Annotated in this window: 22 protein-coding genes and 1 pseudogene; 9 read left to right on the top strand and 14 right to left on the bottom strand. The window is 71.3% G+C overall.

From position 1 onward, the window contains the following. Window positions 1–133: 133 nt before the first annotated feature. The 5 genes and pseudogenes from ACKTSN_RS44205 to ACKTSN_RS44185 all read right to left on the bottom strand — a co-directional run bounded on the left by ACKTSN_RS44205 (window position 134) and on the right by ACKTSN_RS44185 (window position 4593). Window positions 134–676: an MOSC domain-containing protein gene (locus tag ACKTSN_RS44205; protein ID WP_409474202.1), complete on the bottom strand. Its 543-nt coding sequence runs from the start codon at window positions 674–676 to the stop codon at window positions 134–136. Window positions 677–778: 102 nt separating this feature from the next. Further along, complete coding sequence (locus ACKTSN_RS44200; protein ID WP_409474201.1) at window positions 779–1489, bottom strand: chitinase; 711 nt, start codon at window positions 1487–1489, stop codon at window positions 779–781. A 225-nt stretch (window positions 1490–1714) separates the two neighbouring features. Then, window positions 1715–3460, bottom strand: a complete 1746-nt coding sequence (gene polX / locus ACKTSN_RS44195; protein ID WP_409474200.1) for a DNA polymerase/3'-5' exonuclease PolX — start codon at window positions 3458–3460, stop codon at window positions 1715–1717. Window positions 3461–3740: 280 nt separating this feature from the next. Beyond that, window positions 3741–3908: a hypothetical protein gene (locus ACKTSN_RS44190; RefSeq protein ID WP_224735432.1), complete on the bottom strand. Its 168-nt coding sequence runs from the start codon at window positions 3906–3908 to the stop codon at window positions 3741–3743. A gap of 176 nt (window positions 3909–4084) precedes the next feature. Next, a pseudogene (locus tag ACKTSN_RS44185) lies at window positions 4085–4593 on the bottom strand (MarR family winged helix-turn-helix transcriptional regulator). Between the two features lie 178 nt (window positions 4594–4771). On the opposite strand from ACKTSN_RS44185, the gene ACKTSN_RS44180 reads away from it, so the two are divergent. Further along, window positions 4772–5212 carry an SPW repeat protein gene (locus tag ACKTSN_RS44180; RefSeq protein WP_385269561.1) on the top strand — a complete coding sequence of 147 codons (441 nt, stop codon included), beginning with the start codon at window positions 4772–4774 and terminating at the stop codon, window positions 5210–5212. A gap of 69 nt (window positions 5213–5281) precedes the next feature. On the opposite strand, the gene ACKTSN_RS44175 is transcribed toward ACKTSN_RS44180, so the two are convergent. Beyond that, window positions 5282–6049 carry an ArsR/SmtB family transcription factor gene (locus tag ACKTSN_RS44175; protein ID WP_409474199.1) on the bottom strand — a complete coding sequence of 256 codons (768 nt, stop codon included), beginning with the start codon at window positions 6047–6049 and terminating at the stop codon, window positions 5282–5284. 172 nt (window positions 6050–6221) lie between these two features. Here ACKTSN_RS44175 and ACKTSN_RS44170 point away from each other — a divergent pair, with 172 nt between their 5' ends. Together ACKTSN_RS44170 and ACKTSN_RS44165 are read left to right on the top strand one after the other, a co-directional pair. Next, window positions 6222–6485 (top strand): GlsB/YeaQ/YmgE family stress response membrane protein, encoded by a 264-nt coding sequence (locus ACKTSN_RS44170; RefSeq protein ID WP_409474198.1) that lies wholly within the window; start codon window positions 6222–6224, stop codon window positions 6483–6485. 132 nt (window positions 6486–6617) lie between these two features. Further along, window positions 6618–7094, top strand: a complete 477-nt coding sequence (locus ACKTSN_RS44165) for a nucleoside deaminase (protein WP_409474197.1) — start codon at window positions 6618–6620, stop codon at window positions 7092–7094. A gap of 73 nt (window positions 7095–7167) precedes the next feature. On the opposite strand, the gene ACKTSN_RS44160 is transcribed toward ACKTSN_RS44165, so the two are convergent. Next, window positions 7168–7827, bottom strand: a complete 660-nt coding sequence (locus ACKTSN_RS44160) for a chaplin (RefSeq protein ID WP_409474196.1) — start codon at window positions 7825–7827, stop codon at window positions 7168–7170. Between the two features lie 291 nt (window positions 7828–8118). Here ACKTSN_RS44160 and ACKTSN_RS44155 point away from each other — a divergent pair, with 291 nt between their 5' ends. From ACKTSN_RS44155 to ACKTSN_RS44140, 4 genes are all read left to right on the top strand, one after another. Continuing rightward, window positions 8119–9741, top strand: a complete 1623-nt coding sequence (locus ACKTSN_RS44155) for an alpha/beta hydrolase (protein WP_409474195.1) — start codon at window positions 8119–8121, stop codon at window positions 9739–9741. Between the two features lie 65 nt (window positions 9742–9806). Beyond that, window positions 9807–10901, top strand: coding sequence for a chemotaxis protein (locus ACKTSN_RS44150; RefSeq protein ID WP_409474194.1), 1095 nt, complete (start codon window positions 9807–9809; stop codon window positions 10899–10901). A gap of 61 nt (window positions 10902–10962) precedes the next feature. Continuing rightward, window positions 10963–11988 (top strand): Gfo/Idh/MocA family protein, encoded by a 1026-nt coding sequence (locus tag ACKTSN_RS44145; RefSeq protein ID WP_409474193.1) that lies wholly within the window; start codon window positions 10963–10965, stop codon window positions 11986–11988. Between the two features lie 279 nt (window positions 11989–12267). Further along, window positions 12268–13695 (top strand): PP2C family protein-serine/threonine phosphatase, encoded by a 1428-nt coding sequence (locus ACKTSN_RS44140; protein WP_409474192.1) that lies wholly within the window; start codon window positions 12268–12270, stop codon window positions 13693–13695. An 11-nt stretch (window positions 13696–13706) separates the two neighbouring features. Here the strand turns inward: ACKTSN_RS44140 and ACKTSN_RS44135 are convergent, their stop codons facing one another. After that, window positions 13707–15215 (bottom strand): DNA-binding protein NsdB, encoded by a 1509-nt coding sequence (locus ACKTSN_RS44135; RefSeq protein ID WP_409474191.1) that lies wholly within the window; start codon window positions 15213–15215, stop codon window positions 13707–13709. 244 nt (window positions 15216–15459) lie between these two features. On the opposite strand from ACKTSN_RS44135, the gene ACKTSN_RS44130 reads away from it, so the two are divergent. Together ACKTSN_RS44130 and ACKTSN_RS44125 are read left to right on the top strand one after the other, a co-directional pair. Next, complete coding sequence (locus ACKTSN_RS44130) at window positions 15460–16638, top strand: aminoglycoside phosphotransferase family protein (protein WP_409474190.1); 1179 nt, start codon at window positions 15460–15462, stop codon at window positions 16636–16638. 256 nt (window positions 16639–16894) lie between these two features. Beyond that, window positions 16895–18868: an N-acetylmuramoyl-L-alanine amidase gene (locus ACKTSN_RS44125; RefSeq protein ID WP_409474189.1), complete on the top strand. Its 1974-nt coding sequence runs from the start codon at window positions 16895–16897 to the stop codon at window positions 18866–18868. Between the two features lie 4 nt (window positions 18869–18872). Here ACKTSN_RS44125 and ACKTSN_RS44120 read toward each other — a convergent pair whose 3' ends face one another. The 6 genes from ACKTSN_RS44120 to ACKTSN_RS44095 all read right to left on the bottom strand — a co-directional run bounded on the left by ACKTSN_RS44120 (window position 18873) and on the right by ACKTSN_RS44095 (window position 23706). Next, on the bottom strand, window positions 18873–19370 hold the full coding sequence (locus ACKTSN_RS44120; RefSeq protein WP_409474188.1) for a hypothetical protein: 498 nt from the start codon (window positions 19368–19370) through the stop codon (window positions 18873–18875). Window positions 19371–19440: 70 nt separating this feature from the next. After that, window positions 19441–20040, bottom strand: a complete 600-nt coding sequence (locus ACKTSN_RS44115) for a CGNR zinc finger domain-containing protein (protein WP_409474187.1) — start codon at window positions 20038–20040, stop codon at window positions 19441–19443. Between the two features lie 76 nt (window positions 20041–20116). Beyond that, complete coding sequence (locus ACKTSN_RS44110) at window positions 20117–21022, bottom strand: universal stress protein (RefSeq protein ID WP_409474186.1); 906 nt, start codon at window positions 21020–21022, stop codon at window positions 20117–20119. A 146-nt stretch (window positions 21023–21168) separates the two neighbouring features. Further along, on the bottom strand, window positions 21169–21411 hold the full coding sequence (locus ACKTSN_RS44105; protein ID WP_409474185.1) for a DUF397 domain-containing protein: 243 nt from the start codon (window positions 21409–21411) through the stop codon (window positions 21169–21171). 82 nt (window positions 21412–21493) lie between these two features. After that, on the bottom strand, window positions 21494–22660 hold the full coding sequence (locus ACKTSN_RS44100; protein WP_409474184.1) for a thiolase domain-containing protein: 1167 nt from the start codon (window positions 22658–22660) through the stop codon (window positions 21494–21496). Continuing rightward, window positions 22657–23706, bottom strand: coding sequence for a thiolase domain-containing protein (locus ACKTSN_RS44095; RefSeq protein ID WP_409474183.1), 1050 nt, complete (start codon window positions 23704–23706; stop codon window positions 22657–22659). The genes ACKTSN_RS44100 and ACKTSN_RS44095 overlap by 4 nt, the downstream gene beginning before the upstream one ends. Window positions 23707–23782 lie beyond the last annotated feature (76 nt).

Genomic DNA, 23782 nt, shown 5'->3' with positions numbered 1-23782 from the left:
CAGTTCCGGCCGTGCCGGTACGGGATGTGGGACAGGATGGCGTCCCCCTCTACGCCGGCGCGCTCTACGCCGGCGCGCTCTACGCCGGCGCGCTCTACGCCGGCGCGAGAGGCCGCAGAAGGCGGCGGAGAGGTCAGACCCGCTCCAGGGGCCGGTGCGGCCCGCTGGGGAGCTCCACCTTGATCGTGTCGCCCGGGCGCACCGCGCCGCCCTCCTTCACGATGCTCATGATCCCGGCCTTGCGCACGATGTTCCCCGCTTCATCGCGGCCGACAACCTGCTTGAGCAGCCCGTCCTGGAAGGTGTCGATCTGCAGGCACGGGTTGCGCAGGCCGGTCACTTCCAGCACTGCCTCCTCACCGATGCGCAGCAGCGTGCCGACCGGCAGGCCGAGCAGATCAATGCCGCGGGTGGTGATGTTCTCGCCGAGGTCGCCGGGCACCACCTTGAATCCCTCTGCACCGACCTCGGCGAAGAGCTCTTCATGGATGAGGTGGACCTGGCGAAGGTTCGGCTGGGTGGGATCCTGTGCGACCCGCGAGCGGTGCTTGACCGTCACGCCGGCATGCACATCTCCCTCCACACCGAGCCCGGCGAGCAGCGTGATGCTGTCCCGGTTCGGCTTGGTGAACGAGTACTCGCCGTTGCTGCTGACTGCCGTCACCATGCCGCTCATCCTCGGCGCCCCCTCCTCAGTGACAATGATCAGTCATGACCCTACCCAACGAGCGTCAAGACGCAGCAGCCACGAGCAATCAGGTGCATGACACCATGCGCGTCAGCAATAGAGGTTGCCGCCCGGTGAAACCCCGAGAATCTGCGCGAACCGCTGGTAGTTGGACACGCGGCTCTGTACCTGCGCGGGGTTCTTGCCGTCGCATTCCAGGGCGCCGTTGATGCTGCGGATCGTCTGGCCGAAGCCCGCCTGGTTGACCATGGCGTTGTGGCCGGTCATGGTGCCGGGGCCGGTCTGGGTGTTCCAGTACCACAGGCCCGTCTTCCAGGCGACGGAGGCGTTGTTCTGCACCATCCAGGGGTCGTTCAGCAGGTTCAGGCCGAGCGCGTCGCCCGCGGCCTTGTAGTTGAAGTTCCAGCTGAGCTGGATGGGACCGCGGCCGTAGTAGGCGGCCTGGCCGGCGGGGCAGCCGTACGACTGGCTCCAGTCGCAGTAGTGCGGGTAGTTGGCCTGGTTCTGCTCCACGATGTGCACCAGACCGCCGGTCTCGTGACTGACGTTGGCGAGGAAGGCGGCGGCCTCCTGCTTCTTCACCGTGTCGCTGCCCGTGTTCGCGAAGGCGGGGTACGCACTCAGGGCCGCGGTGAGGCCGCTGTAGGTGTAGAAGGAATTCCGGTTCGGGAACATCTGGTTGAACTGCGCCTCGCTGACGACGAATCCGGCGGCGGACGCGGTCGGTGCCGGCTGGAGGGCGAGGGCGGTGCCCGCGAGGGCGAGTGAGCTCAGGACTGCGGAGATACGGCGCCTCGACACAGGGTCAACTCCTTTGCGGTACACGGCCGCTCCCGGTCGAGGGCAGGGCGGAGCCGACCCTCGTGCGCACATGCCGGTGATACCGGCCACGGCGTGGGGGCGGCCGTGGTGGGGGGTGTGGACCACACTCAACCGCGTTGGTCTGTACCAGTCAAGGGTGTAGACCAGTCAAGGAGTCCGGGAAATCAGAGGAGTTGACGTCCGATCAGATCAGGGACGTGTTGGTCACGCCGTCCGGCCCTTGCGCAGGAACCGTTGCAGTCGCGCCTGGGGCCAGGTGTTGATCACGTCGTCCTTGGTGAGCCACCCACGTTGCGCCGTGCCCACGCCGTAGCGGAGGTGGGCCAGGTGGAGGACGGAGTGGGCGTCGGTGTCGATGGCGAACTTCACCCCGTGCCGCTTGGCCCACAGGATGTGCTCGTCGCTCAGGTCGAGCCGGTCGGGATGCGAGTTGATCTCCAGTGCCGTGCCGGTGCGTGCGCAGGCGGCGAAGACCGCGTCGAGGTCGGCGTCGATGCCGGGCCGCTTGCCGATGATGCGGGTGGTGGGGTGGCCGATGATGTTGATGTACGGGTTCTCGCAGGCGCGGACGAACCGACGGGTGAGCGCCTCGCGTTCCTGGTTGAAGTGCGAGTGCACCGAGGCCACGCACAGGTCGAATCCGGCCAGGAAGTCGTCCGGCCAGTCCACGCCGCCGTCGGGGTCGATGTTCAGCTCCACGCCGTGCAGCAGCCGCATGCCGCGGCGTTTGCCGCGCCGGCCGTACTCGCCGTCGAGCTCCCGTACGCGCTCGCGCTGGGCCAGCATCCGCTCGTCGGTCATCCGCTGCATGTAGAGGTTGGGCGCGTGGTCGGTGATCGCGTAGTAGGCGTGGCCGCGTTCGGCTGCCGCGGCGACCATTTCCTCCAGCGGGGCCAGGCCGTCGGTGAGGTCGGTGTGGGTGTGCAGGTCGCCCCGGATGTCCGACTCCTCGATCAGATCAGGGAGTTCGCCTTTCAGCCCGGCCTCGATCTCGCCGCGGTCCTCTCGGAGGGTCGGCGGGATCCAGGGCAGGCCGAGCCGGGCGTACACGTCCTCCTCCGTCTCGGAGACGATCTTCTCCCCGCTCTCGACGTCGAACAGTCCGTACTCGGAGAGCTTGAGTCCCTGGTGCACGGCCAGTTCGCGGGTGCGGATGTTGTGCGCTTTGGAGCCGGTGAAGTACTGGAGCGCCGCGCCCCAGGAGTCCGGGGGTACGACGCGCAGGTCGACGGCGAGGCCCTTGGTGGTGCGGATGGACGTCTTGGTCGTGCCCTGCGCGATGACCTCCATGACGTACGGCAGCTCGGTGAACGTCCGCATCAGCGGCCCCGAGTCCTCGGCCGCGGTGAGGATGTCGACGTCGCCGATGGTCTCGCGGAGGCGGCGCAGCGAGCCGGCGTAGGTGCACCGCCGGCAGCCGGTCACCCGGGACAACTCCTCGACGACGCCTTCGGCGACGTCCATGGCGGCGTCGATCAGCACCCGGTCCCCGGAGGACTGCAGGAGCGCGATGCCGTGCAGGATCCTCTCCTCCGTCCTGGGGCCGAAGCCTTTGAGGTCCCGCAGCCGCTCCTCGTGGATGGCGTCGGTCAGTTCCTCGACGGAGGAGATGCCCAGCTCCTCGTAGAGCGCCAGGGCCTTCTTCGGGCCGAGTGTGGGGATGGCCGTCAGCCGCCGGACCCCGGCGGGGATCTTCGCGCGCAGTTCCTCGACCGCGGAGACGCGGCCGGTACGGAGGTACTCGACGACCTTCTCCGCGATCGACTTGCCGACGTTGGGGATCTCCTTGAGGCCCTTGGCGTCGAGCGTGGAGACATCGGCGTGGTAGCCGCCGATCGAGCGCGCGGCCTTCTCGTAGACGCGTGCCTTGAACGCGTCTCCTCCGGTGATCGAGATCAGGTCCGCGTACTCGGCGAACAGCGCGGCGACCTCGTCATTGGCCCGAGCCACATCTCCAGGGTAGGCAAGGTGCGGCGCCCGTGCGCTCAGCTCAGCGGCTGCCCTGAGGTCGCCCGACTACGTGCCGTGACGTCTCCGTCACACGCGGGACGCCGTCCGGTCCAGCGTGGAGGCCAGGCGGTCCAACAGGGCGCGCAGCAGTTCCTCGTCGCCGTCCCCGAGTGACGGCCAGTCCGCGCGGACCGCCTGGTCGACACGCCGCCAGTACTCACGGCCGCGCGGGGTGAGGTGGGCGAGTTCGGCCTGCTCGCCCCCGCGCGAATGGGAGCGTTCAGTCTTCCTCGCCGGCCGGCACCACCACGAGGAACGCGTCCGACTTCAGGTCCATCACGACCGTCGCGGGCTCACCCTCGGCGCGCAGCGCCGCCGCGTACTCCTCGGCCGGCCACGATCCGCGCGGAGCCCCCGCCGGAAACCGCTCCAACACCTTCGCGCCCATAGCGGCAGGCACCTCCCAATTGGTTCATCCGGCTGGCACATCCGGTTGTTCATCGTGAAGTTCTTGAAGGAACAACTCCCGTACGGTTCGCCTGCCCCGGATCCGCGCGCCCATGTGCAGACGGGCGGGCTCCACGCCACCGGCTGTCGACGAGGGTGACGAGGCCGGACGCTTCCTCACCTCCCGGAGGATTTCTTCAAGGACAGCTCCTCGTTCATCGCCGCGAGAAAGCGCAGCGCCACCGCGAGTTCGGCCTCGCCGAAACGGGTTCGGGCGGCCGGCGTCGCCTCGGCGAGCGGGCGCAGGTAGGACCGGGCATGCGAGCGGGCGTCGGCCGCGTAGTGCAGATGGACCCCTCGGCGGTCGCTGCTGTGCCGGACCCGGCGAATGCGCCCGGCCCGCTCCAGCCGCTCCACGCACGCGCTGACGGCACCTGAGGTGAGCCCGAGGTGTCTGCGCAGCCGCCCGGGGTCATCGGCTCGTCGGCGTCCAGGATCGCCGCCAGCGCCTGGACGTCGGTGGAGCGCAGGCCGTTGTCGCCCGCGAAGTGGTGGACCAGACGGTTGATCCCGATGCTCATCCGCCGCAGCTGCACGGCGATGGTGTGCGGGTCGATGCGCGCGGGGCCCGCCGACGGCTTCCGTAGTAGCGCCGCCTGCCGCTGCCTGTCGTGTGCTGTGGTCACAAGATCAGCGTATGGACATCTCCGGATCCGGCATCCGGACCGCCGCCAAGCGGGGCAGCCGGGGCGGCCCTCTGACCTCTACACATAAAGGCTGAATAAGCGCAAAATAAACCTACACGGCGCTTACCGCATACCGCACCAGACGCGGTCAGGCCTGCACAGTCAAAGGAGACGAGTCATGGCCAACGTCTCGCCCACCAGAGGTGACATAACCAGCCACCCTGATGCATCCGAAATGCGGGCACGGTACGCCCGTATGCTCGGCGGTCGTGATGTGGCGCTCGTGGACGGACCGGTGTTCCTGCTCGGTCTGTACTGCGCCGCATCCCCGTGGATACTTCACTTCACCACCAGCCAGCCCGCGCTCGTGACCCACAATCTGATCGTCGGGATCGCGATCGCCCTGCTGGCTCTCGGGTTCACCAGGGCCCCCGAACGCATGTACGGCCTCAGCTGGGCCATGTGCGCGCTGGGCGTATGGATGATCATCTCGCCGTGGATCGTCGGCGAGAGCCCGGACGCCGGCGTCGTGTCGAGCAACGTCGTCATCGGGGCCCTGGCCGTGATCCTGGGACTCGTGTGCGCCGGTACGGCGGCGAGGAGCGCCCCCAGGCCGTAGACAACGTCGGAAAGGGAGAAACGGAACGGCCGGTTCGCGGCGTGGCGGACCGGCCGTTCCCCCGTCCGCTCAGCGGTTCGGCACCAGCCACGGCTCCTCGGGCAGCGGGCTGCCGGTCTCCAGGAGGGACTTGAGGTTGGACAGCACGGCCGCCCAGCCGGACGCCGCGTCGGCGCGCTCGGCCTCGTCGGCGAGGTTCTCGTGGGTGACGGTGAGTCGGACGATGTCGCCGTGCGGCTGGATGTCGAAGGTGACGCGGGAGTGTTTGTCCGCGTCGGATTCGTCCTCGGGCGCGGCCCAGGTGGTGACCAGGCGGGTCGGACGCTCGCTCTCGGTGACGGTGCCGACCACGTCGGCGATGCCGGAGCCGTCCGTACGGACGTGCTCCCAGCGTGATCCCGGCTGCCAGTCGGAGACGTTGCTGTGGCCCCAGTAGGCGGCGGTGAGGTCGGCGTCGGTGAGCGCGTCCCAGACCTTCTCGGGCGTGCTCTGGATGTACGTGACGTACACGAATGTGGGCTTGTCGGTCATGGCTCCCTCGGCTCGTCGCTTCACGGCACCGAGCGCGCCGAGGCGCGGGCGCTCGAACTTGTCGATCCACCGCTCCTGGATCTCGTGGAGCGGGACCGGGTTGAGGTAGTGCAGCTTCTGCCGCCCCCGCCGCACCGTGCTGACCAGGTTGGCGGCCTCCAGGACGGCCAGATGCTGCGTCACCGACTGGCGTGCCATGTCGATGCGCTCGCAGAGCTCTCCCAGCGTCTGCCCGTTCTGCTCGTGCAGCCGGTCCAGCAGCCGTCTGCGGGTGTCGTCGGCCAACGCCTTGAAGACCCTGTCCATCCCCGAGTCGCCCTCTGATCGCACACTCAACGTTATGCAGGCAATTACCTGCATGTCAACGTCGGGCGGTCACCGCACCGCACCGCAGCTCAGCGCGGTGCGAACGGAGCGGAGTGGCTTCGTCTCCGGCGGGCACATGGAGAGCAGCGGGGTCCCGACAAGAGGGGCGGAGATGGAAATCTCGAGCATCATCAGTGCCATCGTCATCGGCATCATCATCGGCGTGCTGGGGCGGCTCGTCGTACCAGGCCGCCAGCGCATAGGAATCCTGTGGACGATCCTCGTCGGCATCGCGGCCGCACTCGTCGGCACGGCGATCGCCGGCGCCCTCGACGTCGCCGACACCGACGGCGTCGACTGGGTCGAGTGGCTCATCCAGATCGGCCTCGCCGCACTGGGCGTCGCCGCACTGGACCGGGCACGGGCACGTCGCTGACCCGGAGGAGGCTCATCCCTGCCCGGACCACGGGTGCGGACGCCGGCGGTCGGGCCCCGCGGGCGAACGTAGGCTGCAAGCCGGCGATCATGTCGGCATGATGGCCGTACGCCGGAAGGAGGGCCGTACGTCATGGTGGAGGACGCCGAGCTGCCGTATCTGCGTCGCTGTGTGGAGCTGGCGGCGGAGGCGCTCGAGGCCGGGGACGAGCCGTTCGGGTCGGTGCTGGTCGGCGCGGACGGTGCCGTGCTCGCCGAGGACCACAACCGGGTGGCCTCCGGTGACCGCACCCGCCACCCGGAGTTCGAGCTGGCGCGCTGGGCGGCGGCCCGTATGACGCCGGAGCAGCGGGCGGCCGCGACCGTGTACACGTCCGGCGAGCACTGCCCGATGTGCGCGGCCGCCCACGCCTGGGTGGGCCTCGGCCGCATCGTGTACGTGACGTCCTCGGAGCAACTCGCCTCCTGGCTCGACGAGTTGGGCGCACCGGCGCCTCCGGTACGGACGCTGCCGGTGAACGAGGTCGCGCCCGGTGTGCTGGTGGACGGCCCGGTACCGGAGCTGGCCGACGAGGTGCAGGCGCTGCACCGGCGGTTCCATCGGCGCTGAGCATCGCGCCGGTCCGTGAGCCGGCGTTGCGTCTGCGGGCTCACGGACCGGGCGTGGGACGAGAACGTCCCGGTCAGCGCCCCCCTTGGACGCGGGAGCGCCGATACAGCACCGCCCCGCCCAGGACCAGTGCCGCGGCTCCGACGGCGGCGGGCAGGGTCGCGTCCGCTCCCGTCTCGGCGAGGGCCGTGGTGGGCGGTGGGGCGTACGGCGCCGGCTTCGGTGCCGGGTGCGCCTTGGGCGGGGTGGACGGCCTCGGCTCGGGCGCCGGGCGGGCCGGGCGGTCGCCGGGCGTGTTCACGGACTCGTTGCCGACGGCCGAGTTGCCGACGCCGACGACGTTCACGGTGTTGCCGCTGACGTTGACCGGGAGGTCGACCGGCAGCTGCACGCCGTTGCCGGAGAGCACTCCCGGCGAATCGTTTGCGCTGCTCTCCGCGTTCGCACCGCCACTCTCTGTTTCCCCGCGCGCCGGGCGCTGCTCGTCCGCGCCGTCGTCGTTGGCGCAGCGGTTGCCCGCGGCGGGGTTGAGGAGGCCCACCACGTTCACCGTGTTCCCGCACACGTTCACCGGCGCGTGTACCGGGAGCTGAACGGTGTTGCCGGCGATCAGGCCGGGCGAGCCGACCGTGGCGCCGTGCGCCCCGGAGTCGGCGTGCGCCGGCAGCGTCACGGCCATCGCGCCCGAGGCGGCAGCGACGGCGATCACACCGTTTCGGGTAACCCGTCTCATAGGTTCCCTGCCTTCCAGACTTGGTCGCGGGCGCTCGCCCGCACCGGATAAAACGCAGGCGAACCATCCGAGTTATGGCTTATCTGCCTTTCACCCCATCGAGTGGCAGGGTTGTCGAACTAGCAGTAAAACCGTCCGAAGCCCCCTTCGCCTCCGGCCCGGAACCGAGGCGGCGCAGGGTACGGCACTCCGGCCGGTCCCGCTCGCCCGGAGGCGTGCCCTCCGGCATCCGCCTATCGTGAGCGAGGGTGCCGTTCACCCGTCCGCAACGGGGCGCCCCTGGAGGCATCGATGCTGGCCAAGCTGTCACCGCGGCACACGGTCCGGCGCTGGACGCTCGCCGGCACGGTCGGCCTGGCGCTGCTGGGCGCCGGGCTGCCGGCGACGACTGCCGAGGACCGCGCCCAGCCCGATCTGACCCGGTTCTACCGCCAGAAGATCGCCTGGACGGCGTGCGACGGCGCGGAGACGCCCACGGACCTGCAGTGCGGAAAGGTCACCGTGCCCCTCGACTACGCACGCCCCGGCAAGGGAACGCTCGAACTGGCCCTGGCCCGCCACCGGGCGACCGGCGACAAGCGCGGCTCGGTGGTGCTGAACTTCGGCGGTCCGGGCGGCTCGGGCGTCACCGAACTCGCCTACAGTGTCAAAGACTTCATGGGCCTGACCGACGGCTACGACGTGGTGAGCTTCGACCCGCGCGGCGTCGGCCGGTCCTCCCCGGTCAGCTGCGGCGACGGCTTGCACGAGGACTCCGCCGTCCTGCAGGAGACCGACGCGGCGCTGCGCGATCCGCAGTCCGTGCTCCGGCAGTTGAAGAAGACGGCCGACGAGTGTGCCAAGCACTCCGGGCCCGTCCTCCCGTACATAGGCACGGTGAACGCCTCGCGGGACCTGGACGTCATACGCGACGCGCTCGGCGACAACAAGCTCAACTACCTGGGTTTCTCCTACGGAACCCGCCTGGGTGCGGTGTATGCGGCGCAGTTCCCCGACAAGGTGGGGCGGCTGGCACTGGACGGGGTGGACACGCTGACCGAACCGCTGACCCAGCAGGGTGTGGCGGGTGCCAAGGGTCAGCAGACCGCACTGGAGGACTTCCTCGACTGGTGCGTGCAGGACATCGCCTGCCCGTTCGGACAGGACCCGCGCGGCGCGCGGCAGGACGTCGAGCGACTCGTCCGCTCCATGGACGAGGATCCCGTACCGAGCGCGTTCAGCGGCGAGTTCACCGGCCAGGACCTGGTGGTCGCCCTCGCTCAGGGGCTCTACAGCAGGAACCTGTGGCCGTCGCTGGAGCGTGCCCTCGCCTCGCTGGTCGAGGACGGCGAAACGCACGGTGTCGAGGCCTTCGCCACCGGCGGCTTCGCTCCTCCCGGCAGTCCGGAGCCGCGGCCGGAGACCACGCCGACCGGCGACGGCGGCCTGGCCGACGAGGAGGACGTCCCCCTCGACAACCTCCCGGCGGCGCTCATGGCGATCAACTGCGCGGACGATCCCGATCGCCCCACGGCCCGGCAGATCACCCGAGAGCTCGGCCGGCTGCGCGCCGCGTACGAGGAGGCATCACCGGTCTTCGGCCGGCACCGGCTCACCCAGGTACTCATGTGCTACGGCCGCCCCAAGGGCACCGACTTCATCCGCAACGAGGTCAAGGACGTCGACACGCCCAGGATGCTGCTCGTCGGCACGCGCGGCGACCCGGCGACGCCGTACCGCTGGACCACGCAGACGGCGAAACGGCTGGGCCCGTCGGCCGTGGTGCTCGACAACAAGGGCGAGGGCCACACCGGGTACTCGTCGTCCACCTGCGTGCAGCGCAAGGTCGATGACTTCCTGCTGTACGGCTCTCTGCCGGCGAGCGGCGGCTCCTGCGCCCCGGAGAGCCCCGAGGCCCCCGAGGACGGCGAATGAGGGCCGCACGGCACGACGCACTCACACCAAATGCCCGATACGTAAATCGGTCCTATGGTTCTGTCATGGAGCACGCACTCAGTCCCACGACCCTCACCGAGCTGCGCCGCCCGCGCCCCTACCCGGCGGTGTCCGTGCTGACGCCGACACACCGGCGCGAGCCCTACCACGAGCAGGACCGGGTCCGGCTGCGCAATGTGGTGGCCGAGGCCAAGAAGCAGCTGGAGTCCGATCCCGCGGTCACCCGGGAGCGGCGCGCCGATGTCGTGGCGCAGCTCGACCGGGCCCTCACGGAGGTCGACCTGACGTATGCCGACGACGGTCTGGTGATCTACGCCGCGCCGGGTGAGCACCAGGTGTGGTCGCTCACTCGCACCGTGCCCGAACGCGTGGTGCTCTCGGACACCTTCCTCACTCGCAACCTGGTCTCCGCACAGGCCTCCGAGCGGCCGTTCTGGGTGCTGTCGGTCTCGGCCGACCGCGCCACCCTCTGGAACGGCGGCGCCGGCCGCGTCACCGAGGAGCGCACCGGCGGCTTTCCGCTGACCAAGCGCGCCGACAACTTCGATCCCGAGCGGATGGAGCAGATCGGCGACATACCGAGCACGTACCGCGACGAGGGCACCCGCCACTTCCTGCGCGATGTCGACACGGCGATGGGCGCGGTGCTGCGCGAGAGCCCGCGCCCGCTGTACGTGACCGGTGAGCAGGCCGCCCTGTCCTGTCTGGACGAGGTGGGCGACGTCGCCAGGCGCGCGGTGTACGTCCCGCACGGCGGCCTCACGCACGCCACCCCGGACGCCGTCTGGCAGGCCGTGCGGCCGGTGGTCGATGCCGAGGCCCTGCGGACGGTCGACGCCGTGACCAAGGAACTCGTAGCCGCCCGTGGGCGCAAGGAGTTCGCGGCCGGTGTCGACGAGGTCTGGCAGAACGCCCGGCAGGCCCGGGTGCGGCTGCTGGCCGTCGAGGAGAACTTCCGGGTGACCGTGCGCGACGACGGCGCCCACCTGATTCCCGCGTCGAGCGACGACCTCGACGCCCGCGAGGACATCGTGGACGAGATCGTCGAGCAGTGTCTGGAGACCGGCGCCGAGGTCCGCTTCGTCCCCGACGGCGCGCTGGGCGACGCGAACGGGATCGCCGGCGTGCTGCGCTACTGACGGCACCCGTGCGTCGCCCCTTACGCTACGCCGGGACAGCCGGCGACGAGGGAGTGCGCACGTGGGTGACCTGCTGGGCGTGGCGGTACTGGGCGCGGGACACATTGGAGCCGACCACATACGGCGGCTCGACCAGGTGGTGAGCGGCGCCAGGGTCGCCGCCGTGGCCGATCCCGACACCGCCCGAGCCAAGGAGGCGGCGGCCGGAATCGAGGGGGTCTCGGTGCACGCGGAGGCGGAGGCCGCCCTGGACGCCGCCGGCGTCGCAGCCGTGCTGATCGCCTCCCCCGACCCGGCGCACGAGGAGGCCCTGCTCGCGGCCTACGCGCGCGGGCTTCCGGTGCTGTGCGAGAAGCCCCTGGTCCCTGACTCCGCCGGTGCGCTGCGCGTACTGGAGGCGGAGGCGCGGCTCGGGCGGCGGCTGACGCAGACCGGGTTCATGCGGCGCTACGACGCCGAGTACCGGCAGCTGAAGTCCCTGCTGGACAGTGGCCGGTTGGGGCGTCCGCTGATGCTGCACTGCACCCACCGCAACGTCTCCTCGCCGCCGGGCTTCACCAGCGCGATGCTGGTCAGCAGCTCCGTCTCGCACGAGATCGACGCGGCGCGCTGGCTGCTCGGGCAGGAGGTGACGGCGGTGACCGTGCTGCGCCCCAGGTCCTCCGCGTACGCCCCCGCCGGCCTGCTCGACCCGCAGTTCGTACTGTTCGAGACCTCGGCCGGCACCCTGGTCGACGTGGAGGTCTTCGTCAACTGCGGCTTCGGCTACCAGGTGCGCTGCGAGGCCGTGTGCGAGGCGGGCAGCGCCCGGATCGGCGACGGGCACACCATGGTCGTCACGGCGGAGGGCGGCGCCCGCGAGGAGGTGCCGCAGGACTACCTGGTGCGGTTCGCGGACGCCTATGACCGTGAGATGCAGGCCTGGGTCGACGCCACCCGGCAGGGCCGGGTCACCGGCCCCGGCGCCTGGGACGGTTACGTCGCCTCCGCGGTCGCCGAGGCCGGCGTCCGGGCGCTGGAGAGCGGGCACCGCACGACGGTCGAGCTCGCCGCGCGCCCGGAGCTGTACGCGGGCGTCGACCGGTAGGCTCACCCACCTCGAACACATGCGCATCGAACGCGCGAATGGTCGCGGCAGGAAACGTCGGACGGTCAGTCAAGTCGCGTACGTGGTCTACGACTTGCCCCATGCGGCGACGTACGCCCCACCTACGCCGGAACCACTCCGTGAAGACGGTGGCATATGCCGGAAGCACCACCGTATCGTGTGTTGCCAAATCCCTTACAGGGCGTCGCGGGCTGTGCAACAGTCATAACGGTCCCTCCGTCAGCCTTGGTCGTACCGTCCCCCTCATCGGAGAGCGTCATGCCGTCCCACCTCTCTGCGGACCACCCCGCCGCCCAGCCGCCAGGACACGGCCCGGTCGACGCGCTGATATCGCAGACGCGGCGGCTCAAGGGCGACGTGAACGCCGTACGGCGGGAGGCGCAGAGCGACGGATCGGACCCGCAGGATCGCTGGCAGCGCGCGCTCTACGATCTCGCCCTGCACCAACTCAACGACCTCGACGAGCACTTGGCACAGCTGCGGGACGGCCCCCCGCCCCCGACCGCCGAACCGGCCGCCGCGGAGCCGCCCGCCGCCCCGCGGCGCGGCTCGCTGCTCAGCCGGGTCGGCAGTGCGGAGTGGAATCTGCTGACCGACGAAGCCAGTTGGTCCTCAGAGCTGTACGAGATCCTCGGTCACGACCCCGCCGCTCCCCCGCTCACCCTCGACGAGCTGCCCTCGCTGGTGCTCGACGCGGACCGGCCCAAGCTGACGGCGATGGTCACGGACTGTCTGGTCGACGCCAAGCACATCGACGGCGAGTTCCAGATCGTGCGCCCGGACTGCGAGGTCCGGACCGTGCACATGATGGGCGAGCCCGTGCTCGACACTGACGGCAGCACCGCCTCGATGTGGGCCGTACTGCGGGACGTCAGCGAACTGCGCCGCAGCCAGCAGGCGGTCAGCGAGACCCGTGACTCGCTGCAGCGCCACCGGCACCGCGCACAGACCGAGCACCGGCTTGCGGTCGAGTTGCAGGAGGCCGTGCTACCGCCGTGGCGTGGCACCCTGCGGCTCCCGCACCAGGGCCCGCGAAGCCTGGACCTGGCCGCCCGCTATCTGCCGTCGTCGACCAGCGCACTGGTGGGCGGCGACTGGTACGACGCACTCGAACTGCCGGGCGGCGAGACGCTGCTGAGCGTCGGCGACCTCACCGGACACGGAGTCACGGTGACATCGGGCATGGCGATGCTGCTCGGCGCGCTGCGCGGCATGGCGATGGCGGGCGCCCGGCCGGGCCAGTTGATGGCCTGGCTCAACCAGCTGCTGGACACCACCGTCCAGCCGGCCCTGGGCAGCGCCGTCTGCTGCCGCTACCGCCCCGAGACCCGCACCCTGGTCTGGGCGCAGGCAGGACACCCCGCCCCGCTGCTGTTCCGCAACGGGACGGGGCGCAGGCTGAACACGCCGGACGGCGTCCTACTCGGCGCGACCTCGGGTGCCACCTACGGCGAGGCCGAGGAGACCCTCGAGGCGGGCGACCTGATCCTGCTGCACACCGACGGGCTGGCGCCCGGGCGAGGGGAGTCACCCGGAACGGCCGCCGTGCACCGCCTCCTCGACCTGGCCCCGCGCTTCGCCGAGACACACACCGCGCAGGACTGCGTACGGACGGTCGTGGAGGAGTTCGGCGAGTCGGAACGCGAGGACGACGCCTGCGTGCTCATCGCCAGGGTTATGTCATAACTGCCGCGGAACTACACCTGTGAGCTGTTGCCGCCCTTGCCCTTCGTCTTGGGCAGCGCCAGTTTGATCTCCTCCCGCAGTTCCTGGATCTTCGGGTAGCCGGCGTACTCGGCGGTGAGCCGGTACATCTGGCGCAACCGGTCCCAGGTGCGGTGGGAGGAGTTCGATCCCATCGACACCAGGGCGAGGCGTGCGTACCGGTCCGCCTGTTCGGGGTCGTCCGCGATGAAGCAGGCGGAGGCCATGGACAGGAAGTCGAAGATCTTCGAGCGCTGCCGCCCGTCGATCCTCAGGGCGAGGGCCTTCTCCGCGAAGTGCTGGGCGTGCACGGCCGCGCCCGGCTCGAACTCGGCCAGCGTCCGGTAGGCCAGGGCCTGCATGCCGTACAGGTCCTCCTCCTTGAACGTCTGCATCCAGCTCGGCGGCGGCACGTCGCCCTTGTCGGAGACGAAGAGGTCCTCCGCCTGCCCCAGGGTGCGGCGCATGGCCTGGCCCTTGCCCATCGACGCCTGTGCCCAGGCCTCGATGGTGTGGAGCATCGCCTGTGTGCGGGGCAGCACCTGGTCGCCGGAGCCGGACTTGGCCAGCTTCATCAGGTCGAGCGCGTCGTCGGGCCGGCCCAGGTGCACCATCTGGCGGGCCGCTCGGGAGAGCGCCTCGCCGGCCCGGGGCCGGTCGCCGCCCTCTCGCGCGGCATGGGCGGCGATGACGAAGTACTTCTGGGCCGTGGGCTCCAGGCCGACGTCGTGCGACATCCAGCCCGCGAGAACGGCGAGGTTGGCGGCGACGCCCCACAGGCGCCGCTGCAGATGGGGTGGGTGACGGTAGGCGAGCATGCCGCCCACCTCGTTGAGCTGGCCCACGACCGCCTTGCGTTGCAGCCCGCCGCCGCGGGCCGCGTCCCAGGCACGGAACACCTCGACCGAGCGCTCCAGTTCCTCGATCTCCTCGGACCCGATGGGGGCGGCCTCATAGCGGTCGAACCCGACGGGGTCGGCGTGCAGGGGGTCGGCGTGCAAGGGGTTGTCGAGGTGGGGAGCGTCGGCGGTCAGGGCCGGATCGGTGTGCAGCCAGTCGTACATGGCGCTGCTGAGTGCGGATCCCGCGGCGAGCGCGGCACCCGCGCCCACCAAGCCGCGTCGGTTGAGCATGAGGTCCATTCCCGTGAATTCGGTGAGGACCGCGGCGGTCCGTTCGGGCGCCCACGGCACGCCGTCGGGATGTTCCACACTCCCGCCGTCCTGCCGTTTCCCCGTACGCCCGTGCCGGACCAGACCGAGGTCCTCAATGGTCACGACACGGCCGAGACGCTCGGTGAACAGGGCCGCCAGCACCCGCGGCACGGGATCGCGCGGGATCTCTCCCATGTCGATCCACCGCCGCACCCGCGAGGTGTCGGTCGCCAGCTGGGGGTGGCCCATGGCCGCCGCCTGCTTGTTGACCAGTCTCGCGAGCTCTCCCTTGGACCAGCCGGCCAGACCGAACAGGTCCGCAAGGCGGGTGTTGGGTTCTCCGCTCACATCAAGCCCCCAGGTTCTCGGCTGAGTTGACAGTAGCCCGGTGAGAGTTGCCGGGCGACTATTCGCCAGGGTTCGCCAGGGCACGCCAGATGGTGTGCCACTGCACATCGGGTGTCAGGTAGGAACGCGCCACCCCGACCCGGTCGCCGCTTCATATGACGGGTGCATTCCCCAGGGTGCACCGGGGCATCCGGGCCGGGTGGCGCAATGACGTCGCAGGCACACGAAGGGATCTGTCTCGCCCATGTACGCAGCATCGTCCTCCGTGTCCGCCCCGCCCCGGCCGCTGCGCCCGCACCCCCCGGCTCCCGCCTCCCCGAGGCCGGGTGAGACGCCCCTGTCGGGCGGCGGCCCCTACCTCGCCCCGGCGCGCCCGTCGGCCCCCGTGCTCGGTGCCGGCCGGTCGCAGCGCCCGGCGGGGCCCGGCACCCAACCGCTCAGCGGGAGACTCGACCTGTCCGGCCCTCAGGGCGCCCAGCTGCGCACGGCGATCGCCTCGGTGCACCGGATCTGCCCGGAGTTCGCGCCGGTGCAGGTGCTGCGGCGCAGCGGACGGTCGGTGCTGGTGGTCGGCACGACAGGACGCAGTACGGCCGTCGCCAAGTGTTTACTGGACCACTCCCCGGCCTGGGCCGAGCGGATCCGGCACGAGATAGCGGCCTACCGCTCGTTCGTCCGGCACCGCCCACCGGTGCGGGTGCCTCGGCTGATCGCGGCGGACCCGGACAACTGCACGCTGGTGATCGAGCGGATGCCGGGACGGGCGGCGGCACTCCAGCGGCACCCGGCGGAGGCGCCACCGCGCGCCGACATCCGGGCGGCGCTGGGCGCGATCTGCCGACTGAACGCCTGGCGCCCGCCGGCCGGGACGTTCGACGCGCCGCTGGACTACGCGGCCCGCATCTCCCGGTACCACGAGCTGGGTCTGCTCACCGACCGGGACATGGGTGACCTGCAGAAGCTGCTGCACGGCATCGCGCTCGCCGCAGGCCGGCAGGGCATGGGGCAGTTCTGCCACGGCGACGCGCTCCTGTCGAACATCCTGGTCTCCCCCGCGGGTCCGGTGCTGGTGGACTGGGAGCACGCGGGTTGGTACCTGCCGGGCTACGACCTGGCCGTCCTGTGGTCGGTGCTCGGCGACGCGCCGGTGGCACGGCGGCACATCAGCCAGATCGCCCAGTCCGCGGGCCCTGCCTCACGGGACGCGTTCCTGGTGAACCTGATGCTCGTACTGACCCGTGAGATCCGTACGTACGAGACGGCCGTGCAGCGTTCGATGCACGACGCGACCCCGGCGGCACCGGGAGTGGCCCAACCGGGTGCTGGGCCGTCCGGCGAGGAGCAGCGGTTGCTGCTGCGGCGGCTGCACGACGACTGCCAGCTGGCCCGGCGGGCCGTGCGCGCGGCCGTCGGCACTCGCTGACGGGGATGACGGACCGCGGTGTGTTTCGCGGACAGCGGCGCACCGCGGTCGTCGTCATGCCGGGATCAGGACCATTGGTGTACGCCACTGACGCCCCGCAGGCCCGCACGCCCCCGCCGCGAAACTCCTCGCGCCCCGCCCTGACATGGGAAATCGCCTCGTGGGCGGCAGGATTGACGGATCGTCGGAGAGCCGGTACCACTGACACGCCCGGCCCCGCACGGCTCATCGCGCCCGACCGTCACAGGAGGCTGCTTTGCGAGGATCCGCCACCGACCCCAGCCGAGCCGCCGGGCCGAGACGCGTACGCCGGGCCGTCGGCGCCGTGGCCTCGGCGGCGCTGCTGCTGCCGCTGCTCGGCGCAGCCCCGTCCGAGGCCGGGTCGGCCGGCCGGCTGCAGCAGGCGTTCGCCGCGGCGGCCGCCGAGTACGACGTGCCGCGGAGCGTGCTGCTCGGCGTCTCCTATCTCCAGTCCCGTTGGGACGGGCACGGCGGTGCGGCGAGCGTGACCGGCGGCTACGGCCCGATGCATCTCACCGACGCCCGCACGGCCCTCGCCACGGCGCCGCCGCATCACAGCGAGGGCACCGAGGACCCGCGCGGCGACAGCGCCCGCCCGCCGTTGCTCCCCGACGTGGAGCTGCCTCAGGACGCCGAACTCCCTGCCCGCCTGCGGACGTTGACCAGGGCGGCGGAGCTGACCGGTATGAGTGCCGAGGAGTTGCGCACCGACCCTGCGGCGAATGTGGCGGGCGGGGCCGCGCTGCTCGCCGCCGCGCAGCAGGAGCTGGGCGAGCCGCTGAGCGAGGATCCGGCTCAGTGGTACGGGGCCGTGGCCCGTTTCTCGGGCGCGGACGACACCGCGACGGCGGCGGCGTACGCGGGCGACGTGTACGACGTCATCCGCACCGGCGAGGAACGCCTCACCGACTCCGGACAGCGCATCTCCCTGGCCGCGCAGCCGGGTCTCGCCCCGGACACCGGGCAGTTGAGCCGGACGGGCCTGCGTCGGGCCGCCGCCGAGGGCACCGAGTGCCCGACGACCGTGTCCTGTGAGTGGATCCCGGCGCCGTACGAGGAGTTCGGGGACGGCGACTACGGCAACCACGACCTGGGTGAGCGACCGGCGTCGCAGAGCATCGAGTACATCATCGTGCACGACACGGAGGGCGCCTGGGAGGGCGTCCTCGACCTGGTGCAGGATCCCACCTACGTCTCCTGGCAGTACTCCCTGCGCTCCACGGACGGTCACATCGCCCAGCACGTCAAGGCGAAGGACGTGGCGTGGCACGCGGGCAACTGGTACGTCAACGCCAAGTCGATCGGCCTGGAGCACGAGGGCTTCCTCGCCTCGCCGGACGCCTGGTACACGGAGGCGATGTACCGCTCGTCGGCCCGCCTGGTGAGGTATCTCGCCAGGAAGTACGGCATTCCGCTGGACCGGCAGCACATCCTCGGCCATGACAACGTGCCCGGCCCGACCACGTCGACGGTCCCGGGCATGCACACGGACCCGGGCCCGTACTGGGACTGGCGGCACTACTTCACGCTGCTCGGCCGGCCCTTCGGCCCCACCGCCGGGGCAGGCAGCGGCATGGTGACGATCCTTCCGGACTACGCCTCGAACCGGCCCGCGTTCACGGGCTGTGCGTCCGCGGGCACACCGTGCGCGGTGCACGGTTCGAGCGCGGTACGGCTGTACTCGGGGCCCGGCGAGGACTATCCGCTGATCAAGGACATCGGCCTGCGCCCGGGCGGCGGGGACTCGACGATCGGCGTCAACGACATCGGATCACGAGTCTCCACCGGCCAGCAGTACGCGGTGGCGGGCCGCGAGGGCGATTGGACGGCGATCTGGTATCTGGGCCAGAAGGCCTGGTTCAAGAACCCGAAGAAGGCCCCGACGGCAGTGCCCGCGAAGGGCCTCGTCGTCACGCCCAAGGACGGCCTGGAGAGTATTCCGGTGTACGGCCGCGCCTACCCGGAGGCGGCCGCCTACCCGGCGGGAGTGCCCGCCCAGGCGGTGTCCCCGCTGTCGTACCGGCTGCTCAAGGGCCAGAAGTACGTCGTCGGTGACAAGGTGCCCGGCGAGTACTACTACGCGGTCACCTTCGCGACCGACGCGCACCAGGTCGTGGTGGGCGAGGATCTGTACTACGAGATCCAGTTCGGCCACCGGGTGGCGTTCGTGCGGGCGGCTGACGTGACGGTGTCGTCGGCGACGTCGTAGGGCCTCAGCCCTGCTGGAACAGCTCCGCGGGCAGCGGCTTCAGCAGGGCGTACAGATCGTCGGTGATGGGGCGGTCCCAGGCGGCGATGGTGACCAGGACGTTGTCGCTGCGGTCGAACTGCACGCAGGAGATCCGGCTCTCGGAGAGCTTCAGACGGCGCACGATGAGGAGGTTGTCGCCCTGCATCACCGGCACGTCCTCGGTGCCGACGACGGTCACCTCCTCGTCGTTCTCGAGGGCCAGCAGCAGCTGGGCCACCTCGAAGGGGATCTGCCCCTCGGCGACGTCGCGGGCCGGGGAGCCCTCCGGCAGATTGCCGATGATCATCGCGGGGCCGCGGCCGCCGAACAGGTCGTAGCGCAGGAACACGCCCTGGCAGGTGCCGTCGGGGGCGGGCAGCAGGCCCGCGCCCAGATTGCCGGGCCAGTCGCCCGGGTCCATGGCCAGCACGTCGAAGTCGGGCCCTGCGGGGGTGGCGCTGCGGCGGCGGAGGAACGACATGCCGCCATGGTACGTGCCCGCAGGTCGTCGGCGCCGGGCGGGCGGCCGTACGTGCGGCGTTCGGGCAGGCCTACGCGGGCTTCCGGTGCCGTTCGTGGTGTCGGGCGACGCGGGCGCGGTTGCCGCAGGACGGTGTGCACCATTCCTGGCGCGGGTGCTCCTTGAGGAAGTAGCGCACACAGCGCGGGGCGCGGCAGGCGCGCAGCCGCTGCCGGTCGGGGCTCGCGAGGAAGGCGACAGCGGCCTGTGCGAGCACCGCGGTGAGCTCCGGGTCGCCGTGCACGGCCTGCCGGTGCAGGGCGGGGTCCGCGTCGTCCGGCCAGTGCAGGACGGGGACGGTGGGTGTGCGGGCTGCCGCGGCGTTGAGGCGGGCGAGGGCTTCGGGCACGGGCAGCAGGCGGGCCGCGTCGGCCGGGCTCGGCTCGGCGGGGCGTACGGCGCGGGCGAAGAGGGCGCGGACGGCGGCGCGCAGCTCGCGGACGGCGGTCAGGGCCTCGGCGTCGGCGGTGTAGGCGGCGGCATCGGGGACGGTGTCGGGGTGCGCGCGCACCCACGTGGTGAGACCGGCCGGGTCGGTGAGGTCGTCGGCGACGCCGCCGTGTCCGTCGTGCCGGACGGTCAGGGCGAGATCCAGGGCGATCCGGGCGTCCCTGCTGAGCGAGTCCTGCATGACGCTAATGATACGTTTGCGAGCAACCATTAACGAACGGGGGTGAGCGAGGGCTCAGGGACGCGCGGGGGCCTGGTCATTCCTCTGGCGGCGCCGGGGGCACCACGGCCACGGGGCTCGCCGCGTGCAGGAGTACGGCGTGCGTGACCGAGCCCATCATGCGGGCGGGCGCGAGCAGCCGGCGGCGGTGCCGGCCCACGACGACCAGCTCGGCGTCCTTCGAGTTGGCGACGAGGTGGCCGGCCGCGTCGCCCGGGACCACGTACGGTTCGGCCCGGACCTCGGGTTGGCGCCCGCGGTGCGGGGCGAGGAAGCCCTCCGCGAGGGCCCGCGTCTCGTTCTCGACGGCGTCCTGGTCGATCCCGGTCGGGACCAGCTCACCGACGGCTCCCGCCCACAGCTGTACCGGCCACGGATAGGCCGCGATCACCTGGAGGCGGGCGTCGCGCAGGGCGGCCTCGGTGAAGGCGAAGGTGAGTGCGGCGTCGTCGGGGCCGTCCACGTTGAGGCCGACGACCACCCGGGGTCCCGGCTCCTGCGGCGGCGCGTCGTCGACCTCGCGGCCGGGCCGGGGCACCACGACGACCGGGCACTCGGCGTCGCGGGCGGCGGCCAGGCCGTTGGAGCCGAGCAGCAGCCGGGCGAAGCCGCCGCGGCCCCGGGAGCCGAGCACCATCAGCTGGGCTTCGGCGCCCAGTCCGGGCAGTACCGCCCCGGGGGTGCCCTCCGGACCGCGGTACTCCACGACCGACCCGTCGGTGCGCCCGGCCAGGTGCGCACGGGCCCGGGCGAGCACCGGGTCGTCCTCCGGCTCCGGCAGCCGGGCGACCTCGACACCGGCGGGTACCCGTACGGCGTACTGCCGCACATGGACCACCCGCAGGGGTACCGCGCGTCTGCGGGCGGCGTCGAGGGCCCAGTCCAGGGCCCGCAGACTGTCGTCCGAACCGTCGAACGCCGCGATGACCGGCAGGGTGCTCATGGGGTCCTCACCTCCGGACGGCGGCCCACCTCTTCCCGGGGCCAGCCTCGCTCAGGCGTGGGCCCCGTCCGGGTTCACCGCACCGCGTGTCCGGAAACACGGGCGGAACACCCCCGGTTCGGCCCGTCCACCTGGCTCCCTGGGGTTCAGGTCAGGTCGAACTCGCCTTCCCGCGCCCCCGACACGAACGCACCCCACTCGGCGGGGGTGAAGATGAGGGAGGGGCTCTCCGGACGGCCGCTGTTGCGCATGGCGATGAAACCCTCGACGAAAGCGATCTGGACATCCCCCACGCCGCGGCTGCTGGACTGCCATTCGGCCTTGCTCAGGTCCAGTTCCGGCTTGTCCCAGCCCATGAGCGGCTTCTGCTGGGTGGTGGTCTCGGCCACGTCCGTGCTCCTCCCGACTCGTCGTCCGCGGCCAGCCTAGCGATCGGTTCCCATGGCCAACAGGCCACGTGAGGGGGACCTTTCAGGAGTGCGGAGGCGCGGATCCCACGAGCCACATGGAGAAGAACTGGGAGCCGCCGCCGTAGGCGTGCCCGAGCACCCTGCGGGCGCCGTCCACCTGGTGCTCGCCCGCCTGTCCGCGCACCTGGAGCGCGGCCTCGGCGAAGCGGATCATGCCAGAGGCGCCGATCGGGTTGGTGGACAGCACGCCGCCCGACATGTTGACGGGCAGGTCCCCGTCGAGTTCGGTCACCCCGGACTCGGTGAGCTTCCAGCCCTCGCCCTCCGCGGCGAAGCCGAGGTTCTCCAGCCACATCGGCTCGTACCAGGAGAACGGCACGTACATCTCGACGGCGTCGATGTCCCGGCGCGGGTCGGCGATCCCGGCCTGCCGGTACACGTCGGCGGCGCAGTCCTGACCGGCCCGCGGCGACACGAAGTCCTTGCCGGCGAACAGGGTCGGTTCGCTGCGCATCGCCCCGCCCAGCATCCAGGCGGGCGGCCGGGGCGCGCGGGCCGCGCCGGCCCGGTCTGTCAGGACCATGGCGCAGGCGCCGTCGGAGGAGGGGCAGGTCTCGGAGTAGCGGATCGGGTCCCAGAGCATGGGCGAGGCCTGGACCTTCTCCAGGGTGATGTCGTGCTCGTGGAGGTGGGCGTAGGGGTTCTTCAGGGCGTTGCGCCGGTCCTTGTAGGCGACCAGCGAGCCGATGGTGTCGGGCGCGCCACTGCGCCGCATGTACGCCCGCACGTGGGGGGCGAAGAAGCCGCCCGCGCCGGCGAGCAGCGGCTGCTGGAAGGGGATCGGCAGGGACAGGCCCCACATGGCGTTGGACTCGGACTGCTTCTCGAAGGCGAGTGTGAGGACGGTGCCGTGCACGCGGGCCGCGACCAGGTTCGCCGCGACGAGTGCGGTGGACCCGCCGACCGATCCGGCCGTGTGGACGCGCAGCATCGGCTTGCCGACCGCGCCGAGCGCGTCGGCGAGGTACAGCTCGGGCATCATGACACCCTCGAAGAAGTCGGGCGCCTTGCCGATGACGACGGCGTCGATGTCGGCCCAGGTCAGCTCGGCGTCGGTGAGGGCACGTCGGGCGGCCTCGCGGACGAGGCCCGCGATCGACACGTCCCGGCGGGCGGCGACGTGCTTGGTCTGGCCGATCCCGACGACGGCCACGGGCTCCTTGCTCATCGTGGATCCCCTTCGAGTACGGCGACCAGGTTCTGTTGCAGACAGGGACCGGACGTGGCGTGGGCGAGGGCCCGGTCGGATGCACCGCGGTGGATACGGGCGGCCGCCTCGCCGATGCGGATGAGCCCGGCGGCCATGACCGGGTTGGCGGCGAGCGGTCCGCCGGACGGGTTGACGCGCACCGTGTCGTCGAGCCGCAGCGCCTTGCGCAGGACGATCTCCTGCGCGGTGAACGGCGCGTGCAGCTCGGCCGTGTCGACCGGCCGGTCGAAGGCGCCGGCCCGCTCGGCGGCCAGGCGGGTGGAGGGCGAGTCGGTCAGGTCGCGCACGCCGAGGCCGTGTGCCTCGATGCGGTGGTCGATGCCGCGGATCCAGGCGGGCCGTGCGCACAGGGCGCGGGCCCGCTCCCCGGCGGCGAGGATCACGGCGGCGGCGCCGTCGCCGACGGGCGGGCAGTCGCCGGTGCGCAGGGGCCGTACGAGGTAGTCCCCGTGCGTCACCGAACCCCTCAGCTGGGCATGGGGGTTGTCCCGACCGGCCTCGCGGCTGCGGGCGGCGACGGCCGCGAGCGCGGGTTCGTCGGTCTCGCCGGCGTCGACGAGGGCCTGGGCCTGGAGGGCGGCGAGGGCCACGGAGTCGGGCCACAGGGGCGCGACGTAGTACGGGTCGAGCTGGCGGGTGAGCACATCGCGCACCGAGCCCGGTGAGGACTTGCCGTACGCGTACACGAGGGCGGTGTCCGCCTCGCCGGTGAGCAGCTTGGTCCACGCCTCGTACAGCGCCCAGGCCCCGTCCATCTCGACGTGCGACTCGGAGATCGGCGGCCAGGCGCCCACCCCGTCGAGGGCGAGGGTGAAGGAGAAGGCACGGCCGGCCAGGTAGTCGCTGGAGCCGGAGCAGGTGAAGCCGATGTCGGCGGTCTGCAGGCCGGTGTGGTCGAGCACCTCGTGCAGGACCGGCATGAGCATCTCCACCTCGGAGAGCTCGTCGCTGGTGCGCCGGTGGTCGGTCTGCGCGAAGGCGACCACGGCGATCTCGCGCGTCACCGAGCCTCCCGGTGGTAGGGTCGTCGACTGCGGAGCGAGAGCCAAGCCCGCATAGCAACTCCTTCCAAAACTTCAT

The sequence above is a fragment of the Streptomyces flavusporus genome (assembly GCF_046267975.1).
Taxonomy (GTDB): domain Bacteria; phylum Actinomycetota; class Actinomycetes; order Streptomycetales; family Streptomycetaceae; genus Streptomyces; species Streptomyces flavusporus.
The sequence above is the reverse complement of the archived record's forward strand: the minus strand, read 5'-3'. Positions and strand labels throughout refer to the sequence as shown.

What these genes read in the sequence shown, in the direction of transcription:
- ACKTSN_RS44180 (WP_385269561.1), top strand. Translation starts at nt 4,772, where the DNA reads ATGGCCAACGTCTCGCCCACCAGAGGTGACATAACCAGCCACCCTGAT.
- ACKTSN_RS44120 (WP_409474188.1), bottom strand. Translation starts at nt 19,370, where the DNA reads ATGTCGTTCCTCCGCCGCCGCAGCGCCACCCCCGCAGGGCCCGACTTC.
- ACKTSN_RS44155 (WP_409474195.1), top strand. Translation starts at nt 8,119, where the DNA reads ATGCTGGCCAAGCTGTCACCGCGGCACACGGTCCGGCGCTGGACGCTC.
- ACKTSN_RS44130 (WP_409474190.1), top strand. Translation starts at nt 15,460, where the DNA reads ATGTACGCAGCATCGTCCTCCGTGTCCGCCCCGCCCCGGCCGCTGCGC.
- ACKTSN_RS44190 (WP_224735432.1), bottom strand. Translation starts at nt 3,908, where the DNA reads ATGGGCGCGAAGGTGTTGGAGCGGTTTCCGGCGGGGGCTCCGCGCGGA.
- ACKTSN_RS44160 (WP_409474196.1), bottom strand. Translation starts at nt 7,827, where the DNA reads ATGAGACGGGTTACCCGAAACGGTGTGATCGCCGTCGCTGCCGCCTCG.
- ACKTSN_RS44140 (WP_409474192.1), top strand. Translation starts at nt 12,268, where the DNA reads ATGCCGTCCCACCTCTCTGCGGACCACCCCGCCGCCCAGCCGCCAGGA.
- ACKTSN_RS44110 (WP_409474186.1), bottom strand. Translation starts at nt 21,022, where the DNA reads ATGAGCACCCTGCCGGTCATCGCGGCGTTCGACGGTTCGGACGACAGT.
- ACKTSN_RS44100 (WP_409474184.1), bottom strand. Translation starts at nt 22,660, where the DNA reads ATGAGCAAGGAGCCCGTGGCCGTCGTCGGGATCGGCCAGACCAAGCAC.
- ACKTSN_RS44205 (WP_409474202.1), bottom strand. Translation starts at nt 676, where the DNA reads ATGAGCGGCATGGTGACGGCAGTCAGCAGCAACGGCGAGTACTCGTTC.
- ACKTSN_RS44170 (WP_409474198.1), top strand. Translation starts at nt 6,222, where the DNA reads ATGGAAATCTCGAGCATCATCAGTGCCATCGTCATCGGCATCATCATC.
- ACKTSN_RS44150 (WP_409474194.1), top strand. Translation starts at nt 9,807, where the DNA reads ATGGAGCACGCACTCAGTCCCACGACCCTCACCGAGCTGCGCCGCCCG.
- ACKTSN_RS44165 (WP_409474197.1), top strand. Translation starts at nt 6,618, where the DNA reads ATGGTGGAGGACGCCGAGCTGCCGTATCTGCGTCGCTGTGTGGAGCTG.
- ACKTSN_RS44115 (WP_409474187.1), bottom strand. Translation starts at nt 20,040, where the DNA reads ATGCAGGACTCGCTCAGCAGGGACGCCCGGATCGCCCTGGATCTCGCC.
- ACKTSN_RS44175 (WP_409474199.1), bottom strand. Translation starts at nt 6,049, where the DNA reads ATGGACAGGGTCTTCAAGGCGTTGGCCGACGACACCCGCAGACGGCTG.